At 69.5% G+C, this 2,734-nt stretch carries 3 protein-coding genes; all 3 read right to left on the bottom strand.

Features of this window, described 5'->3' with window-relative positions:
• The coding region (locus BCY76_RS17070; protein WP_201791171.1) for a glycoside hydrolase family 3 protein at positions 1 to 1,007 on the bottom strand (1,007 nt) is incomplete at its 3' end.
• Positions 1,004 to 1,840, bottom strand: coding sequence for a carbohydrate ABC transporter permease (locus BCY76_RS17065; RefSeq protein ID WP_070159178.1), 837 nt, complete (start codon positions 1,838 to 1,840; stop codon positions 1,004 to 1,006). The genes BCY76_RS17070 and BCY76_RS17065, both read right to left, overlap by 4 nt.
• Positions 1,837 to 2,733 carry a carbohydrate ABC transporter permease gene (locus tag BCY76_RS17060; RefSeq protein ID WP_085437963.1) on the bottom strand — a complete coding sequence of 299 codons (897 nt, stop codon included), beginning with the start codon at positions 2,731 to 2,733 and terminating at the stop codon, positions 1,837 to 1,839. The genes BCY76_RS17065 and BCY76_RS17060 overlap by 4 nt, the downstream gene beginning before the upstream one ends.
• Position 2,734: the final 1 nt, after the last annotated feature.

The following is a 2,734-nucleotide window of genomic DNA, read 5'->3' as shown; positions in this document are numbered from 1 at the left end:
GACGCGGCGATCTCCGAGGGCCCGCCCACCTGCTGCGCCAGGTCGGTCACCCGGCCCGCCGCCTCCTCGAGGCGCCGACTCGGCAACGTGCCGTCGGCCAGTGCAGCCAGGACGGCATCCTCGGCCGCGAGCAGGTCTGCCTCGGCATCGCCGGAGGAGCCCGGGTTCGCCGGGTTGCCCAGGCACAACAGGTCACAGCCCGCGGCGAGAGCGACCACCGGAGCCTGGGCGCCGAAGCTCGCCCGCATCGCACCCATGTCCAGGGCGTCACTGACGATGGCCCCGGCGAAGCCCATGTCCCGCAGTTGGGCGAGCACGTCCGGGGACGCGGTGGCCGGCTGTCGGCTCCAGCCGGGGACCACCAGATGGGCCGTCATGATCATGCGGGCCCCGGCCGCGACCGCTGCGGCGAACGGCGCCAGATGCACCTCCGCCTGGTCGGCGAGCGCGGCACGGGAGACCGTCAGTCCCACATGGGTGTCAGTGTCGGTGTCCCCATGGCCGGGGAAATGTTTGGGCGCACAGGCCGCGCCGACGTCGTGGATCCCTCTGACGGCGGCGGCCACATGCCGGCTGACCAGCTGCGGCTCCGCCCCGAAGGAGCGGGTGCCGATCACCGGATTGCGCGGGTCGGTGTTCACGTCGGCCACCGGTCCCAGCACCACGTTCGCGCCGACCCCGGCGGAGCGCACGGCCAGCCTGCGCGCGGTGGCGCGGGTCAGCTCGACGTCGTCGAGGGAGCCCAGCTGGGCCGCGCCCAGCTCTCGGGACCCTCGCGCCGCGTCCAGGCGGGTCACCGTCCCGCCCTCCTCATCGATCCCCACCAGGCACCCCTCGGGCAGGTCCAGAGCATCCCCTCCGAGTTCCTCACCGAGGTTCCCCGCGAAGAGCACGACGCCGGCCAGTCCGTCCTCGCAGCGGCGCCGCACCCAGTCCGGGGTGCCGGTGCCCAGGAATCCCGGCCAGAGCACGGAGTCCACCAGTCGGCGCAGTCCGGGATCACTCACCCTTTCACCGCCCCGGAGACCAGCCCGCCGGAGATCCGTCCCTGCACCAGGATGAAGAAGATCATCACCGGCACCGTCATCACCGTGGAGGCGGCCATGATCGCGCCCCATTCGTTGGAGTGCTCGCCGAAGAACTGCCGCAGCCCGATGGAGACCGTGTACTGGTCCGTGGCTCCGCCCAGCAGCGTCATGGCCAGCAGGAACTCGTTCCACGCGATGATGAAGGAGAAGATGCTGGTGGCCACGAGTCCGGGCAGGGTCAGCGGCAGCAGGACCGAACGGAACATACGTCCCCAGCTGGCGCCGTCGAGGTAGGCCGCCTCCTCCAGCTCCACCGGGATGGCGGCCACGAACCCGCGCAGCATCCAGATGCCGAACGGCACGGACAGCGCCACATAGACCACGATCAGCCCCAGCATCATATTGAGCAGCCCGAGATCCCGGACCTGCACGAACAGCGGGATGACCAAGGCCTCCAGCGGCACCATCTGCACGATCAGGATCATCATCAGCAGCTGGGTGCGCAGCCGGAACCGGAACCGCGCCACCGCGACCGAGGCCAGCAGCGCCAGCACCGCGCTGATCAGCACCGTGGCCAGCGCCACCAGCATGGAGTTTCGGAGGAACAGGCTGAAGCCGCCGTCGGAGAGCACATAGGCGAAGTGGTCCAGGGTGAACTCTTCGATCAGCAGACTGGTCCGCCGCGCCGGGCTGGATTCGAAGGCGCTGGAGACCATCCACCACACCGGGAACAGCGTGAAGGTCAGCAGCACCACCACCAGGGACGCCTTGAGCGCGGCGGCCCCGACCCGCCGAGACAGCCGGGGCCTCACAGCTCGTCCTCCCGCATCAGCGCCCTCACATAGATGACCGTGATGACGATCAGCACCAGCGTGAGCACGACGGCGATGGCCGCCCCGAATCCGTAGCGGTTCTGTCCGAAGGACTCCACATAGGACCACACCCCCAGGTTGAGGACCTCCCGGTTGGACCCGGATCCCCCGGGCATCAGATAGATCTGGGCGAAGACCTTGAAGTCCCAGATGGTGGAGAGGATGATCACCACCGTGAAGACCTGTCGCAGGGTGGGCACGATGATCAGCCAGAACCGCCGCCACGCGCCGGCGCCGTCGATCTCGGCGGCCTCGAGCATCTCGCGTGGGACCCCGAGCAGCGCGGCGAGGACGGTCACGGCGACGAACGGAAAGCCGGAGTGCACGATGTTCAGCAGCGCGATCGCATAGAAGGACACCCGGCCGGTGAACCAGTTCACTGGGCCTTCCAGCAGGCCCAGGCTGATCAGCACACTGTTGAAGATGCCGCGGTCGGCGTCGAAGATCCAGACCCACACATAGGTGCCGGAGACGGCCGGCATGGCCCAGGCCACCATGATCGCCGAGCCCACCACCAGCCGCCAGAACCGGCCGAGTCGGCTCATGAGCACCGCCACCGCAGTGCCCAGGGCGACGGTCAGCGTCACGGCCAGCACCGCGAAGATCAGCGTGTTGGGCAGCACGATGCGCCAGAGCCGCTGCGAGGAGAACAGCTCCGTGTAGTTGCCCAGGCCGGTCCAGTTCGGCTCCCCGGAGACGATCTGCGGCAGCCCGTAGTCCTGCAGCGAGAACAGCACCACCCGGATCAGGGGCCACAGCAGCAGGCCCGCCAGGACCACCAGCGCAGGGGCGAGCAGCAGCCAGGGGGCGGGCCGCCCGGCGCACCCGCGCACG

It is taken from the genome of Nesterenkonia sp. PF2B19 (genome assembly GCF_001758425.2).
Classification (GTDB): Bacteria; Actinomycetota; Actinomycetes; order Actinomycetales; family Micrococcaceae; genus Nesterenkonia; species Nesterenkonia aethiopica.
Note: the sequence above shows the minus strand (reverse complement) of the source record. Positions and strands in the feature narration are given on the sequence as shown.